24 protein-coding genes are annotated in these 21,977 nt (G+C 67.0%); 12 read left to right on the forward strand and 12 right to left on the reverse strand.

Annotation, left to right across the window (positions count from 1 at the left end):
• Positions 1 to 133: 133 nt before the first annotated feature.
• Both pyrE and NNX34_RS06465 read left to right on the forward strand, forming a co-directional pair.
• A complete protein-coding gene (pyrE, locus tag NNX34_RS06460; protein WP_255765645.1) occupies positions 134 to 703 on the forward strand; it encodes an orotate phosphoribosyltransferase in 570 nt (189 codons plus the stop codon).
• A gap of 28 nt (positions 704 to 731) precedes the next feature.
• Positions 732 to 1,742, forward strand: coding sequence for an alpha/beta fold hydrolase (locus tag NNX34_RS06465; protein ID WP_255765646.1), 1,011 nt, complete (start codon positions 732 to 734; stop codon positions 1,740 to 1,742).
• 27 nt (positions 1,743 to 1,769) lie between these two features.
• Here the strand turns inward: NNX34_RS06465 and NNX34_RS06470 are convergent, their stop codons facing one another.
• Positions 1,770 to 2,522: an HAD-IIA family hydrolase gene (locus NNX34_RS06470; RefSeq protein ID WP_255765754.1), complete on the reverse strand. Its 753-nt coding sequence runs from the start codon at positions 2,520 to 2,522 to the stop codon at positions 1,770 to 1,772.
• Positions 2,523 to 2,685: 163 nt separating this feature from the next.
• Between NNX34_RS06470 and NNX34_RS06475 the strand changes: the two genes are divergently transcribed.
• The 4 genes from NNX34_RS06475 to NNX34_RS06490 all read left to right on the forward strand — a co-directional run bounded on the left by NNX34_RS06475 (position 2,686) and on the right by NNX34_RS06490 (position 5,714).
• Complete coding sequence (locus NNX34_RS06475; protein ID WP_255765755.1) at positions 2,686 to 3,354, forward strand: RNA methyltransferase; 669 nt, start codon at positions 2,686 to 2,688, stop codon at positions 3,352 to 3,354.
• A gap of 125 nt (positions 3,355 to 3,479) precedes the next feature.
• Positions 3,480 to 4,499: a class II fructose-bisphosphate aldolase gene (fbaA, locus tag NNX34_RS06480; RefSeq protein WP_227920761.1), complete on the forward strand. Its 1,020-nt coding sequence runs from the start codon at positions 3,480 to 3,482 to the stop codon at positions 4,497 to 4,499.
• The gene (locus tag NNX34_RS06485; protein WP_255765647.1) at positions 4,499 to 4,921 is read left to right on the forward strand and encodes a DUF3151 domain-containing protein; all 423 of its coding nucleotides are present in this window, start codon (positions 4,499 to 4,501) and stop codon (positions 4,919 to 4,921) included. The genes fbaA and NNX34_RS06485 overlap by 1 nt, the downstream gene beginning before the upstream one ends.
• A 169-nt stretch (positions 4,922 to 5,090) precedes the next feature.
• On the forward strand, positions 5,091 to 5,714 hold the full coding sequence (locus NNX34_RS06490; RefSeq protein WP_255765648.1) for a GyrI-like domain-containing protein: 624 nt from the start codon (positions 5,091 to 5,093) through the stop codon (positions 5,712 to 5,714).
• Positions 5,715 to 5,819: 105 nt separating this feature from the next.
• Here the strand turns inward: NNX34_RS06490 and NNX34_RS06495 are convergent, their stop codons facing one another.
• The 3 genes from NNX34_RS06495 to NNX34_RS06505 form a co-directional block, all read right to left on the reverse strand.
• Positions 5,820 to 6,275: a class F sortase gene (locus NNX34_RS06495; RefSeq protein ID WP_255765756.1), complete on the reverse strand. Its 456-nt coding sequence runs from the start codon at positions 6,273 to 6,275 to the stop codon at positions 5,820 to 5,822.
• Positions 6,276 to 6,551: 276 nt separating this feature from the next.
• Positions 6,552 to 7,013 (reverse strand): excalibur calcium-binding domain-containing protein, encoded by a 462-nt coding sequence (locus NNX34_RS06500; protein ID WP_255765649.1) that lies wholly within the window; start codon positions 7,011 to 7,013, stop codon positions 6,552 to 6,554.
• A gap of 381 nt (positions 7,014 to 7,394) precedes the next feature.
• Positions 7,395 to 7,988, reverse strand: coding sequence for a hypothetical protein (locus NNX34_RS06505; protein WP_255765650.1), 594 nt, complete (start codon positions 7,986 to 7,988; stop codon positions 7,395 to 7,397).
• Between the two features lie 217 nt (positions 7,989 to 8,205).
• On the opposite strand from NNX34_RS06505, the gene NNX34_RS06510 reads away from it, so the two are divergent.
• Complete coding sequence (locus NNX34_RS06510) at positions 8,206 to 9,495, forward strand: adenylosuccinate synthase (RefSeq protein ID WP_227920787.1); 1,290 nt, start codon at positions 8,206 to 8,208, stop codon at positions 9,493 to 9,495.
• Between the two features lie 55 nt (positions 9,496 to 9,550).
• On the opposite strand, the gene NNX34_RS06515 is transcribed toward NNX34_RS06510, so the two are convergent.
• The gene (locus NNX34_RS06515) at positions 9,551 to 9,946 is read right to left on the reverse strand and encodes a VOC family protein (RefSeq protein WP_255765651.1); all 396 of its coding nucleotides are present in this window, start codon (positions 9,944 to 9,946) and stop codon (positions 9,551 to 9,553) included.
• Positions 9,947 to 10,052: 106 nt separating this feature from the next.
• Positions 10,053 to 11,048 (reverse strand): DUF2804 domain-containing protein, encoded by a 996-nt coding sequence (locus NNX34_RS06520; protein WP_255765652.1) that lies wholly within the window; start codon positions 11,046 to 11,048, stop codon positions 10,053 to 10,055.
• 94 nt (positions 11,049 to 11,142) lie between these two features.
• On the opposite strand from NNX34_RS06520, the gene NNX34_RS06525 reads away from it, so the two are divergent.
• From NNX34_RS06525 to NNX34_RS06540, 4 genes are all read left to right on the forward strand, one after another.
• Entirely contained in the window at positions 11,143 to 12,261 is a 1,119-nt protein-coding gene (locus NNX34_RS06525; RefSeq protein ID WP_255765653.1) for an NAD(P)-dependent alcohol dehydrogenase, read from the forward strand.
• 38 nt (positions 12,262 to 12,299) lie between these two features.
• A complete protein-coding gene (locus NNX34_RS06530) occupies positions 12,300 to 13,106 on the forward strand; it encodes a carbon-nitrogen hydrolase family protein (protein ID WP_255765654.1) in 807 nt (268 codons plus the stop codon).
• A 197-nt stretch (positions 13,107 to 13,303) separates the two neighbouring features.
• Positions 13,304 to 13,864, forward strand: a complete 561-nt coding sequence (locus tag NNX34_RS06535; RefSeq protein ID WP_255765655.1) for an RNA polymerase sigma factor — start codon at positions 13,304 to 13,306, stop codon at positions 13,862 to 13,864.
• The gene (locus NNX34_RS06540; RefSeq protein WP_255765656.1) at positions 13,848 to 14,588 is read left to right on the forward strand and encodes a hypothetical protein; all 741 of its coding nucleotides are present in this window, start codon (positions 13,848 to 13,850) and stop codon (positions 14,586 to 14,588) included. The genes NNX34_RS06535 and NNX34_RS06540 overlap by 17 nt, the downstream gene beginning before the upstream one ends.
• A 19-nt stretch (positions 14,589 to 14,607) precedes the next feature.
• Here NNX34_RS06540 and NNX34_RS06545 read toward each other — a convergent pair whose 3' ends face one another.
• Both NNX34_RS06545 and NNX34_RS06550 read right to left on the reverse strand, forming a co-directional pair.
• The gene (locus NNX34_RS06545) at positions 14,608 to 15,114 is read right to left on the reverse strand and encodes a CoA-binding protein (protein WP_255765657.1); all 507 of its coding nucleotides are present in this window, start codon (positions 15,112 to 15,114) and stop codon (positions 14,608 to 14,610) included.
• Positions 15,104 to 16,453, reverse strand: a complete 1,350-nt coding sequence (locus NNX34_RS06550; protein ID WP_255765658.1) for an O-acetylhomoserine aminocarboxypropyltransferase/cysteine synthase family protein — start codon at positions 16,451 to 16,453, stop codon at positions 15,104 to 15,106. Before NNX34_RS06550 ends, NNX34_RS06545 begins: the two co-directional genes overlap by 11 nt.
• 148 nt (positions 16,454 to 16,601) lie before the next feature.
• On the opposite strand from NNX34_RS06550, the gene NNX34_RS06555 reads away from it, so the two are divergent.
• Entirely contained in the window at positions 16,602 to 16,862 is a 261-nt protein-coding gene (locus NNX34_RS06555; RefSeq protein WP_255765659.1) for a hypothetical protein, read from the forward strand.
• On the opposite strand, the gene acs is transcribed toward NNX34_RS06555, so the two are convergent.
• From acs to NNX34_RS06575, 4 genes are all read right to left on the reverse strand, one after another.
• Entirely contained in the window at positions 16,859 to 18,832 is a 1,974-nt protein-coding gene (gene acs / locus NNX34_RS06560; RefSeq protein WP_255765660.1) for an acetate--CoA ligase, read from the reverse strand. The two genes, NNX34_RS06555 and acs, sit on opposite strands and share 4 nt — an antisense overlap.
• Positions 18,823 to 19,665, reverse strand: a complete 843-nt coding sequence (locus NNX34_RS06565; RefSeq protein WP_255765661.1) for an ABC transporter permease — start codon at positions 19,663 to 19,665, stop codon at positions 18,823 to 18,825. The genes acs and NNX34_RS06565 overlap by 10 nt, the downstream gene beginning before the upstream one ends.
• Positions 19,662 to 20,729 carry an aliphatic sulfonate ABC transporter substrate-binding protein gene (locus NNX34_RS06570; protein WP_255765662.1) on the reverse strand — a complete coding sequence of 356 codons (1,068 nt, stop codon included), beginning with the start codon at positions 20,727 to 20,729 and terminating at the stop codon, positions 19,662 to 19,664. The genes NNX34_RS06565 and NNX34_RS06570 overlap by 4 nt, the downstream gene beginning before the upstream one ends.
• A 130-nt stretch (positions 20,730 to 20,859) precedes the next feature.
• Complete coding sequence (locus tag NNX34_RS06575) at positions 20,860 to 21,693, reverse strand: ABC transporter ATP-binding protein (protein ID WP_255765663.1); 834 nt, start codon at positions 21,691 to 21,693, stop codon at positions 20,860 to 20,862.
• Between the last annotated feature and the right edge of the window lie 284 nt (positions 21,694 to 21,977).

The raw sequence follows: 21,977 nt of genomic DNA on the forward strand, positions 1-21,977 counted from the left end.
CGGTCCCGCCGTGCCCGGGAAAGGCCGCGCGAGTTGCGCCGCCGCAGGCCCGGGTTGTCCGAATCGACCGGCGCCACATTCGCATAAGGGACCAAAGCCCTGTCCTGCCGGTGCCCGTAGCTAGGATTGAGCCATGACTTCGCCCGCAATCGCCCCGTCCCGCGCCCGGCTGCTCGAACTGATCATGGAACTGGCGGTGGTGCGCGGCAAAGTGGTGCTTTCCTCCGGCGCCGAGGCGGATTACTACATTGACCTGCGCCGCGTCACGCTGCAGCACGAAGCGTCGGTGCTGGTCGGTGACGTGATGCTGGAACTGCTGGACAGCGCGGGCATTGAGTTCACCAACGCCGGCGGACTGACCATGGGCGCGGACCCGGTGGGCACCGCCGTTATGCATGCGGCCACCCGAGCCGGCCGCGCCGTGGACGCCTTTGTTGTCCGCAAGGCACAGAAGTCCTACGGCATGGGCCGCCAGGTGGAAGGCCCCGACGTCGCCGGCCGAAACGTGGTGGTCCTGGAAGACACGTCCACTACCGGCGGGTCGGCGCTGACCGCCGTCGAGGGCGTGCGCAACGCCGGAGGCAACGTGGTGGCCGTGGCAGTGATCGTGGACCGGGACACCGGAGCGAAGGAACGCATCGAGGCCGAGGCCGGCGTTCCCTATCTGTTTGCGTTCGGCAAGGATGAGCTCGGCCTCGGATAGCCGCAGCAACCGCCGCGGCACCGGTTCGATGGAACCGGCACCTCCCGATTCGAGGGAACTCCTTCGGACCACGGCAGACCTGCACCGGGTATCCCGGCGCCGCTTCCTGGCCGGTTCGCTGGCGGGGATTGTGCTCAGCACCGATCTTGTGGTCACCGACCGCGTCCAGCACTACCGTGAAGAGCTGGAAATCCTGCGCGTGCCCGACGACGACGCCGAACGCCGGTTTCCGCATGCCATGTGGTTCCTGTTCCCCGGCTACAAGACCAGCTGGGAGGAAACCGGTTGGCTCCTGCGCTCCCTGCGCCCGGCCCTGGCCACGCGGGGACAGCTCGCCGGGATCGGGTATTCCAACAGGGGTTTGAAGGTCCCGGCAATCCTGGAGGCGGTGCATGCATCCATCCGGGAACACTCGCTGACGCGTGTCTACTTCTACGGGCACAGCTTCGGCGGGATGCTGGCGGTGCAGGTGGCCGCCAGGCTGGCCAGCCGGGGCGTCGCCGTCGACCTGATCGTCCTGGACTCCAGCCCGTCGGGCCGGAATGCCGTCCGCGACCAGGCCATGTTCAAGGGAGCGGTGTTCCTGTACGACAACGGCTACCGGATCACCACCGGGCTGCGCGGCGGTTACGAACTGGGGGAGCGCATGCTGCACAGGAATGAACGGTCCTGGCGGACGGTCGCGGAACAAACCCTGGAACAGCTTTCGCCGCTGGCCCCGTCCAGCCGGCTCATCCAGTCCCAGGCCTCCTACATCTACCACTTCACGGCTCCCCGGTTTTCGGGATCGCTGGGCGGGACGAAGCTGGCATTCATCGGAAACCCGGAGGACCAAACGGTGGACTACGGCACGGCCCGGGCCGGCTGGGAGGCAGCGTTCCCGGAGAACCTGCTGACCAGCTCGCTGGTCACCGAAGGAGCCCGTCCGGCCCACGCCAGCCCGCAGTGGAACCCCGCGGTCTATGAGGACATAGTGCTGGAAGTGCTGCGGCTCTTCGACCCGCCAGGACCCTCGGGAGGTCTCCGGGCGGAGGAATAACCCCGCCCGGCCAGGTTCCGGGAGTCCTCAGATGGTGTTGATCAGGTCCGCGACGGAGTTCATGATCTGCGTGGGCCGGAACGGATACCGGTTGATGTCCTCGCGCTGGGTGATGCCGCTGAGCACCAGCACCGTGTGCAGTCCCGCCTCGATGCCTGCCACGATATCGGTATCCATCCGGTCGCCGATCATGGCCGTGGTTTCGGAGTGGGCGTCGATCTTGCGCATCGCGGACCGGAACATCATCGGGTTCGGCTTGCCGACAATGTAGGGCTCCATCTTGGTGGCCGCCGTGATCAGTGCGGCGATGGCGCCGGTGGCCGGGAGCGGTCCCTCCTGCGAAGGACCCGTGACGTCCGGGTTGGTGGCAATGAAACGGGCGCCGTCCAGGATGAGCCGGATCGCCTTCGTGATGGTGCCAAAGGAATAGGTGCGGGTCTCGCCCAGCACCACATAGTCCGGAGTGGTGTCGGTGAGGATCATGCCTGCCTCGTGCAGCGCCGTCGTCAGTCCGGCCTCGCCCACCACGAAGCAGCGCCCCGGAGTGCCGGAGTTCTTCACCTGGTCCTTGAGGAACTCTGCCGTGGCCAGCGCGGAGGTCCAGAGGTTTTCTTCCGGCACCTCCAGCCCCGAGGCACGCAGGCGTGCGGCAAGGTCCCGCGGGGTGTAGATGGAGTTGTTGGTCAGCACCAGGAACCGCTTGGAGGTGGAGACCCAGCGCTCAATCAGCTCAGCGGCACCGGGGATGGGGTGGTTTTCGTGAACCAGGACCCCGTCCATGTCCGTCAGCCAGCATTCAATGTTCTCGTTTTCGCCCACGGTCTCCCATTTCTCGCATACTGCATTACTGCCTCGCCTTACAGCGCGCCGCACGGCCTTGGAACCTGTCCCGGAGGCGCCGGAAGCGGGCGTTGCCAGTCTTTCACCTTAGGCTGGAAGGGTGATAGACAGCCCCGAAGAAGTCAGCAATGACACCGTAGATGAAGCCGCCGCACCGTTGCACCAGGTGGGTGTGGGTCCCTGGGAGGGGCCGCTGCCGGAAGGGGATCACTGGGATCCTGAACTGCTGGCCAACGGGGACGCACGCAACGTGGTGGACGAATACCGTTACTGGAAGCATGACGCGATCGTGGCGGACCTGGACACCCGGCGGCATCCGTTCCACGTGGCCATCGAGAACTGGCAGCACGATTTCAACATCGGCACAGTGGTGCGCACGGCCAACGCCTTTATGGCGAAGGAAGTGCACATCATCGGACGACGCCGGTGGAACCGCCGCGGTGCCATGGTCACCGACCGCTACCAGCACATCCGCAACCACCCCACCGTTGAGGACTTTGTGCAGTGGGCCCGCAGCGAAGGCCTGCACATCATTGGAATCGACAACTTCCCGGACTCGGTGCCGCTGGAAACCTACGAACTCCCGGAAAACTGCGTGCTGGTCTTCGGCCAGGAGGGGCCCGGGCTGAGCCCGGAAGTCCACGCCGCAGCGGACGCCACCCTGTCGATTGCCCAGTTCGGCTCCACCCGTTCCATCAACGCCGGCTCCGCCGCCGCCATCGCGATGCATGGCTGGATCCGCCGGCATGTGTTCGGCCAGAAGGTGGGCTAGCAGCGCACCCCGGAAACCGGCGTCGTAATCCGGCGCCGGTACCTGATGCCGCAGGGACACTTGTGGCTAGGATGTAAGGAGCCAACGAGGGCTGAAGGCCCTGCCGTATCGACCTTGGAGTCAGCATGCCTATTGCAACCCCGGAGATTTATGCCGAGATGATCGACCGAGCCAAGGCAGGGGGCTTCGCGTATCCGGCAGTCAACGTCACCTCCTCGCAGACCCTCAACGCCGCGCTCGCAGGTTTCGCCGAAGCAGGTTCGGACGGCATTGTGCAGGTATCCACCGGCGGTGCGGCCTATTGGTCCGGCGCCTCGGTGAAGAACATGGTCGCCGGTTCCCTCGCGTTCGCTGCCTACGCCAAGGAAGTAGCCAAGAGCTACAACGTGAACATTGCGCTGCACACCGACCACTGCCCCAAGGACAAGCTGGATGACTTTGTCCTGCCGCTGCTGGCCGCCTCCGAAGCTGCCGTGAAGCGCGGCGAGGACCCGATCTTCAACTCGCACATGTGGGACGGCTCGGCCGAGACCCTTGAAGACAACCTGCGCATCGCCCAGGAACTGCTGGCCCGCACGGCGGCCGCCAAGATCATCCTCGAGGTGGAGATCGGCACCGTCGGCGGTGAAGAAGACGGCGTGGAGAACGCCATCAACGACAAGCTCTACACCACGGTCCAGGACGGCATGGCCACCATCGAAGCCCTCGGCGACGGCAGCAAGGGCCGCTACATCACTGCCCTGACCTTCGGCAACGTCCACGGCGTGTACAAGCCCGGCGGCGTGAAGCTGCGTCCGGAAATCCTCAAGGAAATCCAGGACGCGGTGGGCGGCTCCATCGGCAAGGACCGGCCGTTCGACCTGGTCTTCCACGGCGGCTCGGGTTCCTCCGCCCAGGAGATCGCCGACGCCGTCTCCTACGGCGTCGTCAAGATGAACATCGACACCGACACCCAGTACGCCTACACCCGCCCGGTGGCGGACCACATGCTGCGCAATTACGACGGCGTGCTGAAGGTGGACGGCGAAGTGGGCAACAAGAAGCAGTACGATCCGCGCGTCTGGGGTGCAGCCGCCGAAAAGGGCATGGCCGCCCGCGTGGTGGAAGCAGCACAGAATCTTGGATCGGCAGGCAAGGCACTCTAATGTCAGACGAATTCCGCAAGAACCTGCTCGGCCCCGACGCCACCTATCTCCCCGAGGAGACCGACGTCGTCGCCCGCATGGATGCCGGTGACGAACCGGTGGACCTCGCAGCGCAGTTCCCCACTTCCTCGCAGGTGTGGGCCGCGCTCGCGGATGAGGCGTTCGAGGAGGGCCGGAACATCGAGTCCTACGCCTACGCCCGGGTGGGGTACCACCGCGGGCTGGATTCCCTGCGCCGTGCCGGCTGGCGCGGCGTCGGCCCCATCCCGTGGTCGCACGTGCCCAACCGCGGTTTCCTGCGCTCGCTGTACGCGCTGGGCCGCGCGGCTGCGGCCATCGGGGAGACCGAGGAAGTGGACCGGATCCGCAAGTTCCTGGACGATTCCGATCCGCAGGCCAAGGCAGCTATCGAGAGCCTGTAGGCTCCTCGGCTTCACCACAACGACGGCGGTTCCCCGGTTTTCCGGGGGCCGCCGTTCTGGCGCCTGCGGTTCCTTTCTGGCCCTGCCGGGATGGCCTTGCGGGGCCGGGCCTCCCGGTATCCGGGTGCACACGCCTACGCTGGAAAGCCGCTCGAAAGGTGGACAGCGCATGGAAAAGCTCGACCTGAAACGCTCCTACCCCGAGCTCTATTCGCCCGGCGGCCGGGACTTCACGTTGGTGGACGTGCCGATCATGCACTACCTCGCCGTCGACGGGCACGGTGACCCCAACACCTCGCCCGAATACACCCGGGCCCTCGAGTGCCTCTATCCGGTGGCGTATTCACTGAAGTTCGCCTCGAAGGATGAGCTGGAGGCGGACTTTACGGTCGGCCCGCTGGAAGGTCTGTGGCGTGCCGAGGATCCGGAGGCCTTTAGCCGCCGCGACAAGGGCTCCTGGGACTGGACCATGCTCATTGCGCAGCCGGAGTGGATCACTCCGGAAATGGTGGACGCGGCTGTTGCTTCGGTGGCCGCCAAGAAGAAGGTTCCCGGGCTGGACCAGGTGCGGTTGCTGACGCTCACGGAGGGTCTCGCGGCGCAGATCCTGTACATCGGACCCTACGACGACGAGGGTCCGGTCCTGGCCCGGCTGCACGGCTCCTGGATGCCCGAGCGAGGGCTGACCTTCAACGGCGACCACCACGAGGTGTACCTCAGCGACCCGAGGCGGGCGGCTCCGGAGAAACTACGGACGGTTCTGCGCCAGCCGGTCCGTAGCATCGAACTCTGATTTAGAGCGGTTTTCGGCCGGCTTCCGGCAGGCAGGTCAGCGCGGCCAAAAAAGTCGATGCCTCATGCCGGGCACTTTTCCGGTCAGCAGGACGGCAGCGCAGCTTCAGGGAACCATCGCGGCGTACACCACGAAGTTGTCGTCGAAGCGGCCAGTTTTGGGATCGTAGCCATCGCAGGTAATCAGGCGGAGTTCCGGCCCGGCAGTGTTGCCGTACACCTGTGACGTGGGGAAGTTGTCCTTGGGATACTGCTCGCCGCTGAGCACCGTGAAAACGGCCGTGCTGCCGTCTTCCCGGACCACCTCAATCCGGTCGCCGGGGGAGAGCCGGCGGAGGTTGGCGAAAATCCCGGGACCACCTCCCTCGGCATTCACATGGCCAAGCAGCACGGCCGGACCCGTTTCGCCCGGGGTTGGGGAATGCTCGTACCAGCCGGCGGGTGAACCCGGTTTGCCCGGAGGGACCTGCAGTGCGCCGTCGTCGTCCAGGCCCAGGCGGATAAGTCTCGACGACGCCCCGATCGAAGGGATGCGCAACGTCGCCGGTGCGGATTCCGGCAGTCCCGCGCTCTGGACGTTCGATGGGGAGGGCGCCGCGGCAGGTGGTAGCGACGGCGACGGCGACGGCGGCGCGGGTACCGGTACGGCCGTTTCCGGGGCGGTCCGTGCAGAGGCAGTTGGAGCCGGGACAAGGGCTGTTGCTGCAGCGTTACGGACGCTTACGGGACCGGCGCTGCCGGCCCCTGCGAGGAGAAGTGCGGCCGCCGCAGCCGCACCGAGGCTTCTGCGGCGGCCGCCCGGAGTTTTCCTCATCTCGATCCGGTCCCCGGGATCCGCTTATTCCTGGCCGGCGAGGCGCCGCCGCACCATGAAGGTGCCGCCTGCTGCCGCCGCGAGCACCAGGCCGCCGCCAAGGGCAAGGCCTTCGGCGCCGGATTCCTCCGGCTCCTGCGTGATTCCGGTGTTGGCGCCGCCTGCGGGCACCCTGCCCACCTGGGCGGGCATTTGTTCCACATAAGACGGAATCCAGGTCCCGTCGCTGTCCAGATGCCCCTGCGGCTGGGGCATGGGCCGGGAGGAATCCTCGCATCCGATGCCGTTCATGTTGCGGTCAAGATGTGGGCCATAGCCCGGATCGGTGGAAGGAATGTTGTACGCTCCGGCGGCTGCCGCCTCGGTGCAGTTCGGATACGGCGCCGCATAGGTGCGAGCTGGTTCGTCGGCCAGCGCCGGCGTCGCCGAAAGGAGCCCGAATCCGGTGATGGCCGCCAGCGTGAGGCCGGCTGTCGTCTTTTTCATCTGATTCCCTGCTTTCTGAGTAAAGAAGGGCATCCAGGGGGTGGATGACTCTGAAAGCGTAGGTATCCGGGCAATCGCCCCGCTTCCCCCGGGCAGGAAATTGGGCACGGCAGAGCCGAAATAGTTCGCCGGGGCAAAGGTTGCCTTCACGCAACAGCTTCGGAGACGGACAGTGAGCGTGCTGGCATCGAATGGCGTCAACTCCCGTCGAATCCCTCCGATATGTCCCAATCCCTGCGGTTTGTCCGGATCCCCTCGCTGCGCGGCGCAGGGATCCGGACAAAGTGCAGGGATCCGGACAAAGCGCAGGAGCCCGGACAAAGCGCAGGAGCCCGGACAAACGCAGGGATCCGGGACGGGGAGAGGCCCGGCCCCGCAAGCTCAGGGCAGGATGGTGGTGGTGACGGCAACAATCCGCGGGGCAGCCGGAACGGAACTGAAGCCGAAGTTCACCGGCGGCTGGACCGGGCGCAGCCCGCCCAGATCGGCGCCGTCCCACGCTGCAGTAGCGGACACCAGCGATCGGATGGACCGGACGCCGTAGAACTCCCGCCGGCCGCCGCCCGCCGATCCGGCGGTCTGCACGCCCGGAGCCAGCAGTTTGGCGACGGGATTGATCAGCCGCAGCCACCATGGAGCCACGGCCAGCGGACCCGGCACATGCTCCAATACCCGGCCCAGGAAGGTCACCGGCCCCAGCACGACCTCAAGCCGCAAGGGTCCCGCGGCCACCCGGAGCGCCTCTCGGGAAAGGACTGCGTCCACGGGCGCCACCACGGTCCGGTCGAAACTGTAGGTTTCGCCGATATACCGGGCCGCTGCGTCGGACGGGGCCAGCAGCGTCCGCACGCCGGCGTCGTCCTCGGCCATCACGTCGGTGAAAGTGCCCAGCGGGGAGTCGAGCCAGTGCCCAACCACCAGCCTCGTGCCGGAGGCAGTACCAAGCCCTGCAATGTAGCCGCGGAATCGGTCCATCCGGCCACGCTACCTGCGAAGCACCGAAGATAGATGCCCCCGCAGCGTATTTTCAAGTGAGCAACAGCATGATCGGCTAAACTTGGCAGGTAAGAGCCCCGCAACTTGCGCCGAAGTACGCCGTAAGGCAGGAGACGCAGGTTCAGGGGCGTTCTCATGCACGGTAGCGGATCTGCAACCAAGCAGCTCCGTCCCGTATCTAATGGGGGAGGATCCCATGCCAGCTATTGTCATCGTCGGCGCCCAGTGGGGCGACGAAGGTAAAGGTAAGGCCACCGACCTGCTCGGCGGCCGCGTCGATTACGTCGTCAAACCCAACGGCGGAAACAATGCCGGCCACACCGTCGTCGTCGGCGGTGAAAAATACGAACTCAAGCTGCTGCCCGCAGGCATCCTCAGCCCCAACGCGATTCCGGTGATCGGCAACGGCTGCGTGGTGAACCTTGAGGCGCTCTTCGCCGAGATCGACGGGCTCGAATCCCGCGGTGCGGATACGTCCAAGCTCCGGATTTCCGCCAATGCGCACCTGGTGGCCCCGTTCCACCAGGTGATGGACAAGGTCACCGAGCGCTTCCTGGGCAAGCGTGCCATCGGCACCACCGGACGCGGCATCGGCCCGGCCTACATGGACAAGGTGGCCCGGCTGGGTATCCGTGTCCAGGACATCTTTGACGAGTCCATCCTGCGCCAGAAGGTCGAAGGCTCCCTGAAGCAGAAGAACCAGCTGCTGCTGAAGGTCTACAACCGCCGCGATATCGACGCCGAAGAGGTGGTCCAGTACTTCCTCTCCTACGCGGACCGGCTGCGTCCCATGGTCATCGACTCGACCTACGAGCTGAACTCCGCCCTGGACGAGGGCAAGGTCATCCTCATGGAGGGCGGCCAGGCCACGTTCCTGGACGTGGACCACGGCACCTACCCGTTCGTCACGTCCTCCAACCCGACCGCGGGCGGCGCGTCCGTGGGCTCGGGTATCGGCCCCACCCGGATCACCCGTTCCGTGGGCATCATCAAGGCCTACACCACCCGTGTCGGTGCCGGCCCGTTCCCCACCGAACTGTTTGATGACATGGGCCTGTACCTGCAGAAGACCGGCGGCGAGTTCGGCGTGAACACCGGCCGCCCGCGCCGCTGCGGCTGGTACGACGCCGTCCTGGCCCGCCACGCTTCCCGCGTCAACGGCTTCACGGACTACTTCGTGACCAAGCTGGATGTCCTGACCGGCATCGAGAAGATCCCGGTGTGCGTGGCCTACGACGTCGACGGCGTGCGGTTCGACGAGATGCCGATGACGCAGACCGACTTCCACCACGCCAAGCCGATCTTCGAGTACTTTGACGGCTGGACCGAGGACATCACCGGGGCCAAGACCCTTGAGGACCTCCCGGACAACGCCCGGAACTACGTGCTGGCACTGGAAAAGATGTCCGGCACGCGCTTCTCCGCCATCGGCGTGGGCCCGGACCGCGACCAGACCATCGTGGTGCGGGACCTCATCAACGAGTAAAGCCACCACGCACGGAAGGCCCCGCAGTCCTTGAGGCTGGGGGCCTTCCGTGTGCCTACCGGGCGGCCTGCGGATCCGGAGCCGCTTCGGAGCGGCTCAGCACGCAGAACTCGTTGCCCTCCGGATCGGCCAGCACCACCCAGTCCACCTCGGTTCCCTGCCCCACGTCGGTCCGGACCGCGCCCAGTGCGAGCAGCCGTTCCACTTCCTGGTCCTGGGTACTGCCGTGCGCTGCCCGCAGGTCCAAGTGCAGTCGGTTCTTGACCGTCTTACTCTCGGGCACGGGGATGATGTCGATGTCCGGACCGGCCCTGCCGTCAGCCCGAACCAGCGAAACGACGTCGGCGTCGTTGGTTTCCGCAATCCGGTAGCCCAGCGCCTGGGTCCAGAACTCCGCCAGCCGCGGCGGATCTGCCGCGTCGAGGGCAATGGATGAGATGACAAGGGCCATGGAGTTCTCCTGTCCGGCGAGGGAAATGATTCCCGAAGCTAACAGGGGCCGGGACACCGGTCAACGGCCGGATTCCCGCGCCGGAACCGGTGCGGTCGGTGCCCGGCTACCAGCGGTTCCGGGCCTCCTCGATCCAGCCGCCCAGCCCGTCCATGGAATACTCGGTGCCGTCCGGGGTGCGCGCAGCGCCGGTCCAGGTGCCGAAGGCCTGCCAGGTCCGGGCGCTGATCACGACGGCGTTCGTTGCCGCGGTGCGACGGTGGAACGGGGTGAGGGTGGCGTCGATCCACGGTCCATGCACCCGCCAGGTCGACGCCGGATCGGCGAGGTCGTACTCGAACTCCAGTTCGCCGTCGTAATGGTGCAGCTGCCCGTCCACGATCAGGGCGTTCTCCGTGGCCGGCGTGTTGGCGGTCCACTTCCCGCCGACCTGCAGTCCCAGCCGGGTGCCGTCCACCGTGCCCGAGCCGACCCCCCAGTTCCAGCGCTGCGAGTACGGCCAGCGTCCGCGGCCGCGGTCCAGCACGGCAAACGAATCTTCTCCGCCGACCGGATACTCGCGCCCGTCCACGGTGACGGTGCCCGAAACCCGGCGGGCTACGTCCTTCAGCGTGTACTGGTAACGGCTTGCTGACCACGGCACCACCACGCCGAGGACATCCCCGTCCGCTTCGGCGAACAGGTCCGCGGTGATCCGCGGCGACGAGGCCTGCAGGCGGGTGCCGCCGTCGGCATCGTGGAAACGCAGGCCGGCACCGCCAAAGGCACCGAAGGCAGTGAGCGGAGGCAGCGTATCCGGCAGGGAGACGTCCGCGTAGGAAGGCAGGATCTTCAGCGGCTCCAGGCTGGTCTCCCGGCCCGTGCCGCGTTCGAATACGTAGAGCTGCAGGGTGGAGGCGTAATCCAGGTGGGCAATGGTCAGGCCGACGGCGAGCTCGGGCGTGAGGATGCCCCAGTACTCCCAGCGCTTGGTCCGCCAGCCGCCTTTGGCGCCGGAGGGGACCACGGGACGGTGCCGGGCGCGGCGGGCAAAGCCCACGGCGGCCGGATTGAGCACCCCGGCAGGTGAGCCGAGGTCAACGGGGGCGGTGATTTCATCCATGCCGCCCAAGTCTAGGGCGGGAGTAGGGTGAAGACGTGCCGGAACGCCGCCGCAGATAGTGTCGGGTGTCCCGATCCGGCCGGGAAAGGCAGACATGACCAGCACAGCTACGGCCGCCGTCCTGCGCGGCACCAACCAGCCCTTCGAACTTGCAGAAGTGACGCTGGATGATCCCCGTCCGGACGAGGTACTGGTCCGGGTGGTGGCCAGCGGAGTCTGCGGCACCGACCTGGGTGTGCAGGCAGGCCACATTCCTTTTCCGCTGCCCGGTGTCCTGGGCCACGAAGGTGCCGGCGTGGTGGAAGCCGTGGGAAGTGCCGTGACTTCGGTGCAGCCCGGGGACCACGTCCTGCTGACCTTCACCAGCTGCGGAGTGTGCCGCAACTGCCGCAGTGCCCACCCTGCGTACTGCGTTGAATTCCTGTCCCGCAACCTCCTCGGCGGGGAACGCGCGGACGGCAGCTCCACCCTTTCGGAAAACGGCACCGACCTGCACGGGCACTTCTTCGCCCAGTCCTCCTTCTCCAACCTGGTCCTGGCGGACGAACGCGGCGTAACCAAGGTGGATCCGGCCGCGGATCTATCCCTGCTGGCACCGCTGGGCTGCGGCATCCAGACCGGCGCCGGAGCCGTGCTGAACGTCCTGAAGCCCGAGCCGGGATCCGTTCTGGCCGTGTTCGGCGCCGGCCCCGTAGGCCTGGCCGCCGTAATGGCCGCCGCCCTGTCCCCGGCCACGCGCATTATCGTTATGGACCTGGTGGATTCCCGGCTGGAACTGGCCCGGGAACTGGGGGCCACCGACGTCGTGAACTCCGGGAACACCGACGCCGTCCAGGCGCTGATGGAACTGACCGGCGGCCAGGGCGTCACCCACGCCTTGGAAACCACCGGCAGCGTCAAGGTGGCGGAAACCGCCGCCTCGGTGCTGGCACCGCTGGGCAAGCTCGGACTGATCGGTGCACCCGCCGCGGGCAGCACCATGAGCCTGGACGTGAACTTCATGCTCAACGGGCGCCAGATCCTGGGAATTACCGAGGGGGATTCCAACCCGCAGCTGTTCCTGCCGGCGCTGGTGGACCTGGTGCAGCAGGGCCGGTTCCCGCTGGAAAAGATGATCACCCGGTACTCGTTCCGGGACATCAATGAGGCGGCCGCGGCAGCCAAGAGCGGAAGCGTCCTGAAACCCGTCCTCCACTTCGAGGACCTGGTCTAGGCTGGGGGCAAGCGAGCCCGAAACGAAGGTGGTCGAAAGTGTTAGTCAGCGTCGGTCAGTTCAGCCCCGCCGGTGAGGTCCGGGAGAACCTGGACACCATGCGCTCCCTGGCCGGCAAGGCCCGCGCCGAGGGGTCCGAGCTGATCATCTTCCCCGAAGAATCCATGTTCAGCATCGGCAAGGTGGAAGGATCGCTGGCCGCCGCCGTCGACGCCTCCTGGACCACTTTCGTCTCCCAGCTGTCCCTGCTCGCCGCCGAGCTCGGAATCGCGGTGATCGCCGGCGGCTACGAGTCCAGCGGTGAGGAACGGCCCTTCAACACCCTGGTCCTCATCGATGCGACCGGACGGATTGTGGACACCTACCGCAAGCTGCATCTCTACGACGCGTTCTCCTACGCCGAATCCACCCGGATCAAACCGGGCGACGGCGGTGTGAAGGTTATGCAGGTAGGTGATCTCCGGGTGGGCGTCATGACCTGCTATGATCTGCGCTTCCCGGAACTGGCCAGGGCGCTCGCCGACCTGGACGCAGATCTGCTGGCTGTGCCGGCGGCCTGGTTCAAGGGCGAGCACAAGATCGACCACTGGGAAACCCTGCTCAAGGCCCGTGCCATCGAGAACACGCTGTGGGTTGCCGCGGCGGGAACATCCAGCCGGCATACCGTGGGCCACTCCGTCATTTTGGACCCCATGGGAGTGCCTCAGGCGGCGCTGGAGGAAGAGCGTGAGGCGGTAGTGACGGCGGACGTCACCCGTCAGCGGATCGACGACGTCCGCCAGTTCCTGCCGGTGTTGAAGAACCGCCGTTTTGCCGGAAATGCGCGGATTGTGGAGGCGCACTAGGCCCGGGAGGCCGGCGCTGAAAAGATTTTCCGCGAGGTGCGTAACCTTTTCCTACCCGTTCGCGATTACCTGTTTGTAACGGCCGCGCCGAGGCTTATCCCCCCAACGAGCATCGGTGCGGCCGTTGCACGCATGCCTACGGCGGCGGACACGGTAGCATTTGGACCACTCCCGCTTCCCAGGAAAGTGAATCCGCCGTGCCTGCACCGCTTACCGAGCAAACGCTCCGTGATGCGCGTGCCCGAAAACCGGCGGCTTTGCGGGAAATCTACGACGACTTCGCGCCCGGCATCCTCGGCTACCTCCGCTCCAAGGGGTGCGACGACCCAGAAGCACTCACGCAGGAAGTCTTCCTGACTCTGTTCTCCAAGCTGGACACGCTTAACGGAGGCCTCCGCGGCGCTCGAACCTTCGCTTTCTCCGTTGCCCACGCCCGCATGGTGGACGACGTTCGACGGCGCGAGCGCGAGCCGGTGATGGCCGTGTTCGATCCGGAGCTGGACCGCCGTGAAACAGAATCCGCCGAGGAAAGCGTGCTCGGCACCGATGCCGGAGCCGCAGCGCTGCTGGAAGGGCTCACGGCGCAGCAAAAGGAAGTCCTGCTGCTGCGTGTGGTGGCTGATCTTTCCATTGATGAATCGGCGAAGATCATGGGACGCAGTGCCGGAGCGGTCAAGCAGCTTCAGCGCCGCGCACTGGGCGTACTCAAGAACCAACTCGAACGGAAGGAGGTACCGGACAATGAACGAGCATCCTGAAGCGCAGGACATGCTCCATGTCCGCGGCCTCCTGGCGGAATCCGGCGTAGAGGAGTCCCCCGACCTGGTTGAGCAGCTGCTCGCGCTGCGCATGCAGTCCCGCGTGCCCGCGCCGGAACCGGACGGAGAGCTGGCTGCCCTGTTTGCCGGGACCCCTGTCCCGCTTCGCCCCCGGCGCGGCCGCGGCCGCGGCGTGATTCTCGGGGCAGCCCTGATCGGGGCCATGGCCGTCGGTGCAGGCGGCGTGGCGGCCAACCCTGACCTCCTGATCCGGGCGGATCCGACTCCCGAGGTCACCTTCACGCCGGAAGCGCCCACGCTGGAACGAGCCGAGCCCGCTGCCCCGGAGCCCGTCACGGATCCGCTGCCCCCTGCTGATGTTCCGGCGGCGGAGCCCGCCCCGGTCGTGGAAGCCGTCCCGGTACCTGCGCCCGTCCCCGAGCCGGAACCGGAGCAGGCTATCGTCCCCGCTCCGGGCGTGGAGCCGGGCAACCCTCCCCTTCCTGGCGTTGGGGGCGGCAAAGCAGTTGTTCCGGACCCGCCTCGCGGCGATGACCTGCACGGGAACCCCAATGCCGCCGGCCGGGGACAGGACTCCAAGCGCGCCGGAGCGGATCCCGCCGGTGACCGTGGAACATCACGCCAGGACTCGGGCCCGGGAAATGGCCGGGGCAAAGGCGCGTCCAACTCCCACGGCCACGGCCAGTCCGGCCGGGGCCGCTAGGAATTCAGTGCCGGCCCGGTCACTGCGCGGTCAGCTGCCGCTTGGCGGAGATCACCCCGGTATTAAAGCCGGCCAGGTTCAAGCCGCCGTGGAAGCGCGCATGCTCGATCTTGATGCAGCGGTCCATCACCACCTTTAATCCGGATTGTTCGGCGTCCCGGGCCACCTCCTCGTGCCAGGATCCCAGTTGCAGCCACAGCGTTTTCGCGCCGGCCGTCCGGGCCTCGGCCAGCACTGCGGGCAGGTCCTCGTGGCGGCGGAACACGTCCACAATGTCCGGCACCTCCGGGAGGTCCGCCAGCGAGGGATACACCGGCCGGCCCAGGATCTCCTTCGCTGCCGGGTTCACGAAATAGACCCGGTACCGCGAGGAGGAGAGCAGATAGGTGGCAACGAAGTAGGACGCCCGGGAGGCCTTGGCAGACGCGCCGACAATTGCGATGGATTCGGCCGAGCGCAGCAACGCCAGCCGTTCCGGCGCCGTTGGTCCAGTCCAGGAACGTTGTGCGGCGGTGTCAGCGGACATGGGCGGCCTCCTCGAGGGCGGGTGCGGCGGTGGAAACTTTCCGGCTGCCTGCGCCCCCGCAGGCCACCGACAATGCCTGGTCCAGGTCCCAGAGAATGTCCTCCAGGTCCTCGAGGCCCACGGAAATCCGGATCAGGTCCTCGGGTACTCCTGCACTGCGAAGCTGCTCCGGCGAGAGCTGTTGGTGCGTGGTGGACCCGGGATGGATCACGAGCGTGCGGGAATCGCCCACGTTCGCCAGATGCGAGGCCAGCTGGAGCGCCTCGATGAACGCCTGCCCCGCGGCACGTCCGCCCCGGACGCCGAAGCTGAATACCGATCCGGGTCCCTTGGGCAGATACTTCCGGGCCCGCTCGTAATGCGGATGTGAGGGCAGCCCTGCGTAACTGACCCAGGACACCCGGGGATCCGCGTCCAGCCATTCAGCCACCGCCTGGGCGTTGCGCAGGTGCTCATCCAGCCGCTGCGCCAGCGTCTCCACTCCCTGCAGGAGGGCAAAAGCCGAGGTGGCGCTGAGGGAGGGTCCGATGTCCCTCAGCTGTTCGGAGCGCAACTTGGTCAGGAACCCGTATTCGCCGAAATTCCCCCACCAGGAGATGTTTCCGTAGCTGGGCACCGGTTCCGTCATAGCCGGGAATTTACCGTTGCCCCAGTCGAACCGGCCGCTCTCCACCACGACGCCGCCCAGGGTGGTGCCGTGTCCGCCCAGGAACTTGGTGGCGGAATGGATGACGATGTCCGCGCCGTGGGTGAAGGGCTGGACCAGATAGGGGGTGCTGAGGGTGGCGTCGAGGATCAGCGGCACCCCGGCGTCGTGCGCCACCCGGGCCAGGGCCTCGATGTCCGTCACTTCGCCGCTGGGATTGGCCACCACCTCGGCGTAGACGGCCTTGGTGTTTTCCTGCACGGCCGCGGCGTAGTCCGCCGGATCGGTGCCGGCCACAAAGGCGGTGTCAATCCCGAACCGGCGCAGGGTCACGTCCAGCTGGGTGAAGGTGCCGCCGTACAGCTGGGCCGACGCCACGATGTGGTCCCCGGCGGAGCAGAGCGCGGCGAAGGTGATGAATTCCGCGGACATGCCCGACGCCGTCGCCACCGCCCCGATTCCGCCCTCCAGCGATGCGATGCGTTCCTCGAAGGCCGCCACCGTGGGGTTGCCGATCCGTGAGTAGATGCTGCCGTACTTCTGCAGCGAGAACAGATTCGCGGCGTCGTCCGTGTCCTTGAAGACAAACGAGGTCGACTGGTAGATGGGCACGGCGCGCGCGCCGTGCAGGGCATCGGGGGTTCCGCCGGCGTGCAGGGCACGCGTACGGAAACCGAATTGGTGTTCACTCATATGCTGAGTGCTCCTTCCTGGGGAGTATGGAGGGCTGGAAACGCGGGAACCGTTGAAGAATTGTTGCCGTCAGGCAAACAATGGGGAGCAGGGCGGGTGCCGGCAGGGTGCACGGACCTGCGGCGGACCGAAACGAGGGTGGCGGGCGATGGACGAGTACGTAATCGTGATTGAAACCGGCTACCGGCGTGCTGCAGCCACCCACACGATCACCTTCACCGGGGCGATGTCCCAGGCCGAGGCCACCCAGCTGCTGCTGGAACTGATGGACGGCGGACACGAGGAACTGCTGGTGGCCCGCCCCGGGACCATGGTCCTGGAAGTCTCGGCCACCGAATTCCTGCGGGTCCAGGAGGAAATGGGCGGTTCCGTGGTGATGGACCGGGTCACGCTGACCAGAAAGCATTAGGCCGTCCCTCCGCGCCGCGCCGCGCAAACGGCCCTGATCGGCTCGATGCACCGCTCGTTCTGGAGGCTGCTGGTGTCGCCCAGAGGTGCGCCCTCAAACAGCTCGGACAGCAGGCGGCGCAGGATCTTTCCGGAGCGCGTCTTGGGCACATCGGGAACCACGACGACGGCGGCGGGCCGGGCGATCGGTCCGATCTCCCGGGCCACGTGTGCCCGCAGCACGTCGCCGGCGCGTGCGGCCTCCGCTGCCCCCGTCAGCACCACGAAGGCAACGACCGCGTGCCCGGTGCGGGGATCGGCAACCGGGCAGACGCCGGCTTCGACCACCCAGGGGTGGGAGACCAGGGCAGATTCGATTTCGATGGTGGAGAGCCGGTGCCCGGACACATTCAGCACGTCGTCCACCCGCCCCAGGATCCAGGTGTCGCCGTCGTTGTCGGACCGGGCGCCGTCGCCCGCCAGGAACCATCCCTGCCGTGCGTACTGCCGCCAGTAGGACTCCAGATAGCGCTGCGGGTTGCCCCAAACCGTGCGGGCCATGCCGGGTCCCGGCCGGTCCACCACAATGAAGCCCGGGGTATTCGGCGGGACCGGGGCCCCGTCGCCGTCCACTATCCGGGTGCCGACGCCGGGCATGGGGCGAGAGGCGCAGCCGGGTTTGAACGTGCGGTCGGTGGGCCGCGGGGTGAGGATGGCGGCACCCGTTTCGGACTGCCACCAGGTATCCAGCACCGGAACCCCGCCCCGGCCGAACTGCTCCCGGAACCAGCGCCAGGCCTCCGGGTTCACGGCCTCGCCGACGGTGCCGAGCAGGCGGATCGAGGAGAGGTCATAGTGCGGCGGGACGCCGTCGGGAAACCACCCCATCAGGGACCGCACCAGGGTGGGGGCGGTGTAGTAGCTGGTGACCCCGTAGCGTTCGATGATTTCCAGGTGCCGGCCCGGGTGCGGGGTGTCCGGGGTGCCTTCGAAGATCACCTGGGTGGCGCCGTTGGCGAGCGGTCCGTAGATCTCATAGGTGTGCGCCGTGACCCACGCCAGGTCCGCGGTGCACCAGTGCACGTCCGCTGACCGCTGGGCGGGGTCCGGATGGCTGAAGAGGTAGTCGTAGCTCTGTGCGGCCTGGGTCAGGTAGCCGCCGGTGGTGTGGACCAGGCCCTTCGGCCGGCCGGTGGTGCCGGAGGTGTACATGATGAACAGCGGCGTCTCGGCGTCGAACGCGGCGGCTTCATGGATGTCCGACGCCGTGTCCACGCTCTCGTGCCACCACACATCGCGGCCGTGCACCCAGCGGACCGGAGATCCGGTCCGGCGGACCACCAGGACGTGCTCAACGGAGTCGGCACCGGCGACGGCGGCATCCGCGTTGTCCTTCACGGGTACGGTGCGGCCGCGTCGGTACTGGCCGTCCGTGGTGACCAGCAGTTTCGCACCGGTGTCCCGGACGCGGAATTTCAGCGCCTCGGCGGAGAACCCGCCGAAGACCAGCGAGTGCACTGCCCCGATCCGTGCGCAGGCCAGGGTGATGACAATGGTCTCGACGAGGACCGGCAGGTAGATCACCACCCGGTCCCCGGCTCCTACGCCCAGGGCCTGCAGGGCGTTGGCGGCGCGGCAGACCTGCTGCAGCAGTTCGGCGTAGGTCACGGAGCGGCGGTCTCCGGGTTCGCCCTCGAAGTGCAGGGCAACCCGGCTGCCGTGCCCGGCTGCCACGTGCCGGTCCACGCAGTTCACGGCGGCATTCAGGCGGCCCCCGGCAAACCACTCGATACTCGGAACGGTGTAATCCGCCTCTGCTTCCGGTACTTCCGGGCCGCTGATCCGCTGCGGCCGGTGGAAGGTATGGGCAGTCTGCCAGGGTTCGTCCCACTGCAGGCGGCGGGCCGCGGCCTCCCAGAAGGCAATACGTTCGGTTTCGGTGACGGGCTCCGGAGAGGTTTCCACGGTGGCAGGTACAGGGGTCAGGCCCATTTCCGGACCGCCTTTCGCTCCGCGATTCCCAGCAGGGCATCGGTGGCTTTGCCGATAACGGCCAGGGTGATGATGGCCAGGAACATGCGGTCGGTCCGGCCGTTGTTCTGCGAGTCCATCAGCAGGAAGCCGAGTCCCATCGAGGACGCAATCAGTTCCGCCGCAACCAGGAACAGCCAGGACTGGGCGAGCGCGAGCCGCAGGCCGGAGAAGACGGCCGGTACCACCGCCGGCAACTGCACGGTGGCCAGCAGCTTCACGCCGCGGAGTCCGAAGGCGCGGGCTGCCTCCACCAGGTTCCGGTCCACGTGGCGCAGTGCCAGCGCAACGGTGGTGAAGACCGGAAAGAACGCGCCGATGGTGATCAGCGTGATCTTGGAATCCTCGCCGATTTTCATCCAGAGGATCAGCAGCGGTACCCACGCCAGGGACGGAACCGCCCGGAGGGCTCCGATGGCCGGGCCCAGCAGGGCATCGGCCAGCCGGGACAGGCCCAGCAGGGCGCCAAGGATCAGTCCCAGGGCGGAACCGATGGCAAAGCCGGTCAGCACCCGCTGGGTGGAGATGGCGATATGGAGGCCCAGTTGGCCGCGCTGCACCAGGTCCGCCGCGGCGTTGTACACGGCGCCGGGGGAGGGAAGCTGCACGGGGCTGAAGACTCCGGTGGTTGAGGTGAGCTGCCAGGCCGCGAGCAGCAGCACCGGGACGAACAGGCCCAGTCCGAGCCGGGGGATCGGTCGGTCCGGCCAGGCGGCCTTAGCAGCTGCTTCCGGTGTTCGAAGGGAGGCTTTGCGGGTGCGGGCCGGGGCCGGGGATGTGGCCGGGGTGCTCATGAGGAGGCTCCGAGGGAGTCCGGATCCGCGTTCCGCACATAGGAGTCATCCAGGAGGCTGGCCAGGGCGTCGTCGACCTGCTCCTGGCTGGCCACGTCACCGGTCTCCACCAGGGTGGGACCGATCTTCGCCAGGACGCTGCGCTGGGCTTCACCGGGTGCGGGATCCACATCCAGGTTGCTGCGCTCGCCGATCACCGTTTTGGCGACGGCGGGGTCCAGCCCGGCCACGTCGGCCAGGATCTGCGCGGTTTCATCGGGATTTGCTGCTGCCCAGGCACGAGCCTTTTCGTACGCGTTGACCACGGCCTGCGCCTGCTCGGGGTCTTCCGACAGGAAGGACTCGTTCGCTGCGAGGAGCCCATAGGTATTGAAGTCCAGATTGCGGTAGGCCAGCCGGGAACCGTTCTGCTCGGCTCCGGCCATGATCGGATCCAGTCCGGCCCAGGCATCCACCGACCCGTTCTCCAGTGCAGCGCGGCCGTCGGCATGCTGCAACTGCTCCACGGTGATGTCGGAGAGGGCCAGCCCCGCCTCGTCCAGCGCCTGGACCAGGAAGAAGTAGGGATCGGTGCCCTTGGTTGCGGCCACCGATTTACCGGCCAGATCGGCTACCGAGCTGATACCTGAATCGGGACCGACCACCAGGGCCGACCATTCGGGCTGGGAGAAGACGTCAATCACCTTGATCGGGGAGCCGTTGGCCCGGTTGAGCAAGGCGGCCGAACCAGCGGTGGAGCCGACGTCGATCGCACCCGAACGCAGGTTCTCATTGGCCTTGTTGGAGCCGGCGGACTGGACCCATTCCACGGTGACCCCGTCATCGGCCAAAGCATCCTCCAGCCAGCCCTGGTCCTTGATGATCAGGCTCAGCGGGTTATACGTGGCGAAGTCGAGCGTGAGCGTCCCGCCGTCGGCGTCCTTTACGGAGGAGGCGCCTGTGGTGTCTTCCCCGGCAACGCATCCGGTGAGGGTGAGCGCGGCGGCAGCTGCGACGGCGGCGAGTATGCGGGGCGTCCGGCGGGGGAGGGGGTACAGATGGGACAGGTGGGAACGTCTGTTCATGATGGTTCCTTAAGGGAGGAGGGTGCGCAAAAGCGCAGTTAGGGTTTGCGTGTGGAGAGGGCAGAGGGGTGCCCTGCCCTGACGGGACAGGGCGGTGCCCGTTGCGGAAGGCCTGGGAGGCGCGGGAGGGCTAGTGGCGGTCTACGCCGAGCAGGGCGAGGAGCTCGCCGCGCATTCGGGCCAGCTCCGCCGAGGCGCGGTCCCGAGGCCGGCGGCCGGGGACGGTGACAACCTCGGTGATGGTGGCGCCGGGAGCAGTGTCCTCGGGGCCGAGGACAATGATGCGGTCCGCCAGCTGCAGGGCTTCATCTACGTCATGGGTAACCAGCAGCACGGTGGCAGGCGCGGCCCGGTGCAGGGTGAGCAGCAGGTCCTGCATTTTCAGCCGGGTCAGCGCGTCCAGGGCGCCAAAGGGTTCATCGAGCAGCAAAACGCCGGGTTCCCGGGCGAGGGCACGGGCCAGGGAAGTCCGCTGGGCCATCCCCCCGGAAACCGCCCGCGGCCGGTGCTTGGCGAAGGCGGACAGGCCTACCAGGTCCAGGAGCTCGGCAACCTTGGCCTTCCCCCGGCTGGCGCTCGCGGACTTCGGGAGTCCGATCGCAATGTTGGCCTGCAGCGTCTGCCACGGCAGCAGCCGCGGTTCCTGGAAGGCGACGGCGCAGCGGTCGTCGATTCCGTTGACGGTACTGCCGTCAATCAGGACACTGCCGGACGTCGGAAGATCAAGGCCGGCGGCTGCACGCAGCAGCGTGGACTTGCCGCAGCCGCTGGGGCCGAGGATGGCCAGCACCTCGCCGGGATGGATGTCGAAGGTAATGTCCCGCAGGACAACGTTTTCATCCGGGCCGGTGCCGAAACTGCGGCTGAGCCCGGCGAATCGAACCGGCAGGGCCGCCCCGGTGGGGGCGGGCTGTCCGGTGCGCGTAGGCGGGGTGGACGTGGAAGGGGGCAATACTGCAGTCATAGGAACGCTCCATCGATCCTGGCAGTAGCACCCTACGGAAAGTGTCCTGAGCCGGGATAACGGCTTCCTGCGACACCAGCCTCGTTATTGCCGCCTCTCAAGGAGGAAATGCGGCAACCAGGGTTGCTGCGGCTTCATCGATCCAGGTCTCTCAGCCGCTCGGGATGGTCAAGGACTACTAAACGCCGTATCCGCGGATCCGACAAGCCCGGTCAGGTACGCCCCGTTCACATAAGGAAATGTTCCACGCCGTCGCCGGTCCTGCCGTCTGCGGCACTTCCGTG

It is taken from the genome of Arthrobacter sp. zg-Y1116 (assembly GCF_024385485.1).
Lineage (GTDB): Bacteria > Actinomycetota > Actinomycetes > Actinomycetales > Micrococcaceae > Arthrobacter_B.

Bases quoted from the DNA above. Each gene is read 5' to 3' on its own strand.
- NNX34_RS06500 (WP_255765649.1), bottom strand. From the start codon at position 7,013: ATGAAAAAGACGACAGCCGGCCTCACGCTGGCGGCCATCACCGGATTC.
- NNX34_RS06470 (WP_255765754.1), bottom strand. From the start codon at position 2,522: ATGGACGGGGTCCTGGTTCACGAAAACCACCCCATCCCCGGTGCCGCT.
- fbaA (WP_227920761.1), top strand. From the start codon at position 3,480: ATGCCTATTGCAACCCCGGAGATTTATGCCGAGATGATCGACCGAGCC.
- NNX34_RS06515 (WP_255765651.1), bottom strand. From the start codon at position 9,946: ATGGCCCTTGTCATCTCATCCATTGCCCTCGACGCGGCAGATCCGCCG.
- NNX34_RS06550 (WP_255765658.1), bottom strand. From the start codon at position 16,453: ATGAGTGAACACCAATTCGGTTTCCGTACGCGTGCCCTGCACGCCGGC.
- NNX34_RS06555 (WP_255765659.1), top strand. From the start codon at position 16,602: ATGGACGAGTACGTAATCGTGATTGAAACCGGCTACCGGCGTGCTGCA.
- NNX34_RS06490 (WP_255765648.1), top strand. From the start codon at position 5,091: ATGGAAAAGCTCGACCTGAAACGCTCCTACCCCGAGCTCTATTCGCCC.
- NNX34_RS06520 (WP_255765652.1), bottom strand. From the start codon at position 11,048: ATGGATGAAATCACCGCCCCCGTTGACCTCGGCTCACCTGCCGGGGTG.
- NNX34_RS06570 (WP_255765662.1), bottom strand. From the start codon at position 20,729: ATGAACAGACGTTCCCACCTGTCCCATCTGTACCCCCTCCCCCGCCGG.
- NNX34_RS06465 (WP_255765646.1), top strand. From the start codon at position 732: ATGGAACCGGCACCTCCCGATTCGAGGGAACTCCTTCGGACCACGGCA.
- NNX34_RS06525 (WP_255765653.1), top strand. From the start codon at position 11,143: ATGACCAGCACAGCTACGGCCGCCGTCCTGCGCGGCACCAACCAGCCC.
- NNX34_RS06540 (WP_255765656.1), top strand. From the start codon at position 13,848: ATGAACGAGCATCCTGAAGCGCAGGACATGCTCCATGTCCGCGGCCTC.
- NNX34_RS06545 (WP_255765657.1), bottom strand. From the start codon at position 15,114: ATGTCCGCTGACACCGCCGCACAACGTTCCTGGACTGGACCAACGGCG.
- NNX34_RS06510 (WP_227920787.1), top strand. From the start codon at position 8,206: ATGCCAGCTATTGTCATCGTCGGCGCCCAGTGGGGCGACGAAGGTAAA.
- NNX34_RS06485 (WP_255765647.1), top strand. From the start codon at position 4,499: ATGTCAGACGAATTCCGCAAGAACCTGCTCGGCCCCGACGCCACCTAT.
- pyrE (WP_255765645.1), top strand. From the start codon at position 134: ATGACTTCGCCCGCAATCGCCCCGTCCCGCGCCCGGCTGCTCGAACTG.
- NNX34_RS06505 (WP_255765650.1), bottom strand. From the start codon at position 7,988: ATGGACCGATTCCGCGGCTACATTGCAGGGCTTGGTACTGCCTCCGGC.
- NNX34_RS06565 (WP_255765661.1), bottom strand. From the start codon at position 19,665: ATGAGCACCCCGGCCACATCCCCGGCCCCGGCCCGCACCCGCAAAGCC.
- NNX34_RS06575 (WP_255765663.1), bottom strand. From the start codon at position 21,693: ATGACTGCAGTATTGCCCCCTTCCACGTCCACCCCGCCTACGCGCACC.
- acs (WP_255765660.1), bottom strand. From the start codon at position 18,832: ATGGGCCTGACCCCTGTACCTGCCACCGTGGAAACCTCTCCGGAGCCC.